The sequence below is a fragment of the Arthrobacter sp. 2YAF22_2 genome (assembly GCF_052114645.1).
GTDB lineage: Bacteria > Actinomycetota > Actinomycetes > Actinomycetales > Micrococcaceae > Arthrobacter.
Window position 1 is genome coordinate 1 of the sequence record NZ_JBFRFD010000169.1, and the last position, 6,641, is coordinate 6,641.

Sequence of the window (6,641 nt, forward strand, 5' to 3'; positions counted from 1 at the left end):
GTGCAGCATCGGTCCGCGCCAGGCCACCGGTTGGTTTCCCGTGACAAACATGCCRATCGAGATGACCTTGACGCCGTAGGCCACCGGAGGCAGGATCATGTCGTCTACCCGGGTTGGCACCTGGCTGATGCCCATCAGCGCCGGGACGGAAAATCCGTAGACGTCCGCGTCGACGATGCCCACGCGCAGCCCCTGCGCCGCCAGAGCGCAGGCCAGATTGACCGTTACCGACGACTTTCCAACCCCGCCCTTGCCGCTCGCAACGGCGTACACCTTGGTCAGCGAGCCCGGGGCGTTGAACGGGATGCCGCGGCGGCTGCCCGGTCCGCGCAGCTGCTCCTTGAGAGCGTCGCGCTGCTTCTGGTTCATCACCTTCAGCTCGACCTCGACGCCGGTCACTCCGGGCACCGCGGCCAGCGCCGCTTCACAGTCGGCTGTGATGGTGCCGCGCAGCGGGCAGCCCGCGATCGTCAGTAGCACGGTGACCCGGGCCCGGCCGGCGTCGGAAACGTCCACAGCCTCCACCATGCCGAGTTCCGTGATGGGGCGTCGGAGTTCCGGGTCTATCACGGTGGCCAAGGCCGCGCGCGCGGCCTCTGCCAGGGGGGACGCCCCGGAGGCTCCTGGCGGGGTGCTCATTGCGGGGTTTGCTCGGCTTTCGGGGAGGTGCGCGGGGCGGACGGCGGCGTGCTCTCCGGGGCGCCCATTGTGCCGGCATCGGGGAGGTCGTCGGTTTCGGCTTCCTTCCTGGCGTCGGCCCGGACGCGCGGGATCTGCTGGGTGCGGGAAGCCCGTTGCTTGTCCCGGCGGTCCTTAATCTTCTCCTTGACCTTGTCGCGCGGGGACTCAAGCACGCTGACCGAGGGGTCATGGCTGCGCAGATCATGCTGCGCCTCCAGCATGTCTTCCAGCAGGCTGCGCAGCTCGGCCCGGACGTAGTCGCGGGTTGCGACCTCGCGCAGGGCGATCCGCAGTGAGGCCAGCTCCCGGGTCAGGTATTCGGTGTCCGAGAGATTGCGTTCGGCACGCTGGCGGTCCTGTTCCAGTGAGACGCGGTCCCTGTCGTCCTGGCGGTTCTGGGCCAGAAGGAGCAGGGGTGCGGCATATGAGGCCTGCAGAGAGAGCATCAGGGTCAGGAGGGTGTAGCCGAGGTCCCGGGAGTCGAACTGCCACTCCTTGGGCGCAAAGGTGTTCCAGACCAGCCAGAAAACGCAGAACACGGTCATGTAGACCAGGAACGTCGGCGTGCCCATGAATCGGGCGAAGCCTTCGGTGGCGTGCCCGAAGGCGTCCGGGTTCGGGGAGAACTTCGGCAGGATCCGCTGGCGCCCGCTCAGCGGGGTGTCGAGGCTGCCGGTCCGCGATCCAGGGGCGGCGGTGGAGTTCCGTGGCGTGTTGATGTCAGCCAATGCGGCCTCCTAGCTTCCTTATCGGGGCGTCGTCCTCGTGGGCGCGCCAGTCATCGGGCAACAGATGATCAAGCACGTCATCGACAGTCACCGCCCCGACAAGCCGGCCGTCCTCGTTGACCACGGGGAGCGAGTTGAGGTTGTAGGTGGCCAGGGCGCGGGCCACTTCGCTGATGTGGGCCTGGTCCGAGACCGGTTCGAGGTTTTTGTCCACCAGGTTCCCCAGGGGTTCCGGCGGCGGGTAGCGCAGCAGTTGCTGGATATGCACGACGCCGAGAAAGCGCCCCGTCGGCGTCTCCAGCGGCGGCCGGGTGATGAAGATCGAGGAGGCCAGCGCCGGGGAGAGTTCCTCGCGCCGGACGTGGGCGAGTGCCTCGGCGACAGTGGCTTCCGGGGGGAGGATGACCGGGACCGGGGTCATCAGGCCGCCAGCGGTGTCCTCGTCATATTCGAGCAGGCGGCGCACGTCTTCGGCGCCTTCCGGTTCCATCAGCTGCAGCAGTTCCTCGGCCTGGGCGCTGGGGAGCTCGGCGAGCAGGTCGGCGGCGTCGTCGGGGTCCATCTCCTCGAGCACGTCGGCGGCGCGCTCGACATCCAGGGCAGAAAGGATCTCCACCTGATCGCCTTCGCGCATTTCCTGCAGCACGTCGGCAAGGCGTTCGTCCTGGAGTTCGCTGGCGACCTCGAAGCGGCGCTTGTCGCTCATCTCCTGAAGGGCCTCGGCGAAGTCGGCCGGCTTCAGATCCTCGTGCGTGGCGACGAATTGCGTGGCGGCCTGGGGCTCGTTCTTTGCGCCCTGCTGGGCATCGGCCCAGTCGATGATCAGGGTTTCGTTGCGCCGGAGCCGGCTCAGCGGGGAGAGCGAGTGGCCGCGCCGGACGAAGAGCTTGCTGACGATCCAGTCGCCGGAGCGGTGCCGGTCCATGGCGATGTCCTCGATGGTGGCGTCCCCGCTGCCGTCGGCGAGGGTCACCCGGCGGTCGAACAACTCGGCGACCACCAGCGTCTCCGCGCCGCGCTGCTCGAACCGGCGCAGATTCACCAGCCCCGTGCAGATGACCTGGGTCTGGTCGATCGAGGTGATGCGGGTCATCGGCACGAAGACGCGCTTCTTGCCGGGGACTTCGACGACGATGCCGACCACGTGCGGGGCGCCGCGGTTGCCGCGGGAGAGCACCACGACGTCGCGCAATCGGCCCAGACGGTCGCCCAGGGGGTCGAAGACGTCCAGTCCGAGGAGGCGCGCGACGAATACGCGCGAAAGAGTTGTGCTCACCCCTACAGGCTACCGAGTCTGCTCTCTTTTAGCGGAATTTGCAGGCGTCGCCCAGCTCGATGGGCGAGAATAGGCGTATGTCAAACATTTTTGGTGGTCCAAAGGCCGGCGCTCCCGGCAGCTCGGACGAGTCCCGCGCTGTTCCCAAGGGTGACACCGTCGGTTCCTATAACTCCTACCTGGACGCCCAGAAGGCGGTGGACTACCTCGCGGACCAGCAGTTCCCCGTGCAGTTGGTCTCGATTGTCGGCAACGACCTGAAAATGGTGGAACGCGTCACCGGCCGGCTCACCTACCCCCGCGTTGCGCTTTCCGGAGCGCTGAGCGGAATGTGGTTCGGGCTCTTCGTCGGCGTCATGCTGTCTTTCTTCTCCACCACCCCGGGGTACTTTTCGATCGTCACCTCCGTGCTGATGGGTGCGGCCTTCTTTATGTTGTTCGGCATCGTCACTTACGCCATGCAGCGCGGCAAGCGTGACTTCACCTCGACCAACCAAGTCGTAGCGACCAACTATGACGTGGTGGTGGCCTTCGAAGCTGCCCATGAGGCCCGCCGTCTCCTGCACCAGCTGCCGATGACCCGCAACGACGCCGCCGCGCCGGGTTTCCAGCACTATGACCAGCAGAACCAGCAGCGCCCCCAGCAGCCGGGCCCGCAGCAGCCCGGCCACCGTGCTGCCCCGCAGCGCCCCGCGGGCTGGAACGACCCTTACGGCCAGCGCCCGGCCGAAGGCGGCCAGCAGCAGCCCGCCGGCGACCAGGCGGCGTCGGAATCCGAGCCGGTCCGCTCCTCCGGTGTCAGCTACCCGGATCTGCCGGACGGACGCCCGCAGTACGGCGTACGGGTCAACGAGACCGCCCCCGCCCCGCACGGAGCCACCCAGCAGACTGAAGTACGGCAGGGAGAAGCCGGCCAGGACGCACCTCGCCCGGACAGCGAGCAACGCTAGAGAGGCGCCAGCTCCAGGGGCGCCAAGGCAAGACAAAGGGAGGGTCACCGGCGGTGGCCCTCCCTTTGTCTTGCCCGGTTAGCCGGCTGGCGGCAGCCCCAGGCTACAGCCCGTTCGGCTGGGCCTCGATTTCCTGGTAGATGCCCGCCATCCAGGACTCGACGTCGTCGGCCTTGCGCGGAAGTGCGGCGCTGAGGTTGACCGGGCCGTCCGCGGTCATCAGGATGTCGTCCTCGATCCGGACGCCGATGCCGCGGTATTCCGCCGGGATCCCGAGGTCTTCCGCCTTGAAGTACAGCCCGGGCTCGATCGTGAAGACCATCCCCGGGGTGAGGACACCGTCCAGGTACAGCTCCCGCTTGGCCTGGGCGCAGTCGTGCACATCCAGGCCCAGGTGGTGGCTGGTGCCGTGCGGCATCCAGCGGCGGTGCTGCTGGCCCTCGGCGCTGATGGCCTCCTCGACCGACACCGGGAGCAGGCCCCAGTCGGCGAGCCGCTCGGCCAGCACCGTGGTCGCCGCGGTGTGGATGTCGCGGAACTTGGTGCCGGGCTGGGCGGCGGCGAAGCCGGCGTCGGCGGCGTCGAGCACCGCTTCGTAAACCTTGCGCTGGATCTCCGAGAAGGTGCCGTTGGCCGGCAGGGTGCGGGTGACGTCCGCGGTGTACAGGGAATCGGCCTCGACGCCGGCGTCCAGCAGCAGCAGCTCGCCGGCATTGACCTGGCCCGTGTTGCGGGTCCAGTGCAGCACGGTGGCGTTGTTGCCGCCGGCGGCGATGGTGTCGTAACCGAGCTCGTTGCCTTCCTCGCGGGCACGGGCGAAGAACGCGCCTTCGACCACACGTTCGCCGCGGGGGTGGGTCAAGGCCCGGGGGAGGGCCTTGACCACTTCGGTGAAGCCCTGCACGGTGGCGGCCACGGCCGTCTTCATCTGCTCGACTTCCCACTCGTCCTTGATCAGCCGCAACTCGGAGAGGGCCTCGCTGAGCTTCTCATCAAGCGCGTCCAGGACGCCCAGGTCCAGGTTTTCCGGGTCTTTGGCCGTGTTGTAGCGGGCGGTGTCGACCAGCGCGTCGATGTTCTCGTCGACTTTGCGCACCAGACGGATGGAGATGCCGCCGATCTCCGGAGCGCCCACGTTCTTGGTGATGGCCAGCTCGAGCTCGCTCAGGTCGGCCGTTTCCAGCCCGAGCTGTGCCTTGAATTCGGCGAGGGTCGGCCGGGCGCCGATCCAGAATTCGCCGGAGCGGGAGTCAGCGTAGAACTGTTCCGTGTCCCTGCCGGCCAGCGGACGGAAGTACAGGGTGGCGCTGTGGTGCCCGCCGTCGTCGCCTGTGCCTTCATCCGTGGGCTCCAGGATCAGCACAGCGTCGGGCTCATGGTCCAGGCCCAGACCGGTCAGGTGAGCGAAGCCCGAATGCGGCCGGAAGCGGTAGTCGCAGTCGTTGGAGCGGACCTTCAGCGGGCCGGCGGGGATGACCAGGCGTTCACCTTTGAACAGCTCGGAGATGGCCCGGCGGCGGGCAGCGGCATGGCCGGCGACAGCGTCCAGTTCGGGAAGCTGCTCCCGGAACGGGGCCCAGTTGCTGGCCATGAACGCCTTGAAGGCGTCGGAGTTGGGCCGCTGCGAGCGGTTATTGACGCGCTCCTCGAGGGGCTGGGAAGCGGAGATTGGGGTGTTATCTGCATCGTTCACCGTCCCATCGTCTCACCAGCGGCGCGGCTTAGGCCACCAAGCCGCCGCCACGGATCTACTACGCTGGGCAAGTGAGGATTGACCTGCATGCCCACTCGAATGTTTCCGACGGCACCCAACCGCCCGCGGCCGTGATCGCTTCCGCCGCGGAAGCCGAGCTCGACGTCGTCGCCCTGACCGACCACGACTCGACCGACGRCTGGACGGAGGCGTCCGCCGCGGCCCGGGAACTGGGCGTGGCGCTGGTACCGGGGATGGAGATTTCCTGCCGGACCAGCGAGGGCATCAGCGTCCACCTGCTCAGCTACCTGCACGACCAAGACCATCCCGGGCTGCTGGCGGAAATCACCAAGGCCAAGGACGCGCGCTTCACCCGGGCCGAACGCATGGTCAGCCTGCTCGCCGAGGACTACCCGCTGAGCTGGGACGACGTCATCCACCACGTGGCCCCCGGCGCCACTCTGGGCCGCCCGCACATCGCCGACGCCCTCGTGGCCGCCGGCGTCGTCGCGGACCGCAGCGAAGCCTTCGATACGATCCTGACCTCGCGTTCGCGGTACTGGGTGCAGCACTATGCGCCGGACCCGGCGCACGCCGTCGAACTGGTCCGCGATGCTGGCGGCGTGCCGGTGTTCGCGCATCCGGTGGCGTCCGCCCGCGGACGGATCGTGGGGGATAAGACCTACCGTGAGATGATCGACGCCGGTCTGGCCGGGCTGGAGATCGACCACCGGGACAACCCGGAGGAGGGCCGGGTGTTCCTGCGCCGCCTCGCCCAGCGGCACGGGCTGCTGGTGACCGGGTCCTCCGACTACCACGGGACCGGGAAGCCGAACCTGCTGGGCGAGAACCTGACGGCCCCGGAGGTGCTGGCCCGGATCGAGGAACTGGGCACCGGGTCGTCCGTGGTGCGCTGATGGAGTGGCTCGACCTGCAGCTCCTGGCCTCCGTGATCGTGACGCTGTTCGTGATCATGGACCCGCCCGGGACAGTGCCGATCTTCATGTCGCTGACGGCGCAGATGAACGCCAAGGACCGCAACATTTCGGCGCTGCAGGCCCTCCTGGTGGCCACCGGCGTGATTGTTGCCTTCGCGATTTTCGGGCAGTCGATCCTGAACTACATGCACATCTCGCTTGCCGCACTGCAGGGGGCCGGCGGACTGCTCCTGGTGTTGATCGCGCTGCAGCTGCTCACCGGGTCCACCAGCGGCGAAGAGAACGCGGCCAAGTACAAGAACGTCGCGTTTGTGCCGCTGGGGACGCCCCTGATGGCCGGCCCGGGCGCGATTGTGGCAGTCATGGTGTTCGTCC

7 protein-coding genes are annotated in these 6,641 nt (G+C 67.9%); 3 read left to right on the forward strand and 4 right to left on the reverse strand.

From position 1 onward, the window contains the following. The 3 genes from AB4Y86_RS08885 to AB4Y86_RS08895 all read right to left on the reverse strand — a co-directional run. The coding region (locus AB4Y86_RS08885; protein WP_441401886.1) for a P-loop NTPase at nucleotides 1-639 on the reverse strand (639 nt) is incomplete at its 3' end. Continuing rightward, nucleotides 636-1,409 (reverse strand): DUF1003 domain-containing protein, encoded by a 774-nt coding sequence (locus AB4Y86_RS08890; RefSeq protein ID WP_441401887.1) that lies wholly within the window; start codon nucleotides 1,407-1,409, stop codon nucleotides 636-638. The genes AB4Y86_RS08885 and AB4Y86_RS08890, both read right to left, overlap by 4 nt. After that, nucleotides 1,402-2,685 carry a magnesium transporter MgtE N-terminal domain-containing protein gene (locus AB4Y86_RS08895; protein WP_441401888.1) on the reverse strand — a complete coding sequence of 428 codons (1,284 nt, stop codon included), beginning with the start codon at nucleotides 2,683-2,685 and terminating at the stop codon, nucleotides 1,402-1,404. The genes AB4Y86_RS08890 and AB4Y86_RS08895 overlap by 8 nt, the downstream gene beginning before the upstream one ends. Before the next feature lie 77 nt (nucleotides 2,686-2,762). Here AB4Y86_RS08895 and AB4Y86_RS08900 point away from each other — a divergent pair, with 77 nt between their 5' ends. Next, complete coding sequence (locus tag AB4Y86_RS08900) at nucleotides 2,763-3,635, forward strand: general stress protein (protein WP_441401889.1); 873 nt, start codon at nucleotides 2,763-2,765, stop codon at nucleotides 3,633-3,635. A gap of 103 nt (nucleotides 3,636-3,738) precedes the next feature. On the opposite strand, the gene AB4Y86_RS08905 is transcribed toward AB4Y86_RS08900, so the two are convergent. After that, nucleotides 3,739-5,328 carry an aminopeptidase P family protein gene (locus AB4Y86_RS08905; RefSeq protein WP_441401890.1) on the reverse strand — a complete coding sequence of 530 codons (1,590 nt, stop codon included), beginning with the start codon at nucleotides 5,326-5,328 and terminating at the stop codon, nucleotides 3,739-3,741. A gap of 71 nt (nucleotides 5,329-5,399) precedes the next feature. Between AB4Y86_RS08905 and AB4Y86_RS08910 the strand changes: the two genes are divergently transcribed. After that, nucleotides 5,400-6,245 (forward strand): PHP domain-containing protein, encoded by an 846-nt coding sequence (locus AB4Y86_RS08910; RefSeq protein ID WP_441401891.1) that lies wholly within the window; start codon nucleotides 5,400-5,402, stop codon nucleotides 6,243-6,245. Further along, nucleotides 6,245-6,641, forward strand: a 397-nt coding sequence (locus AB4Y86_RS08915; RefSeq protein WP_441401892.1) for a MarC family protein, incomplete at its 3' end; no start/stop codon positions are given. The genes AB4Y86_RS08910 and AB4Y86_RS08915, both read left to right, overlap by 1 nt.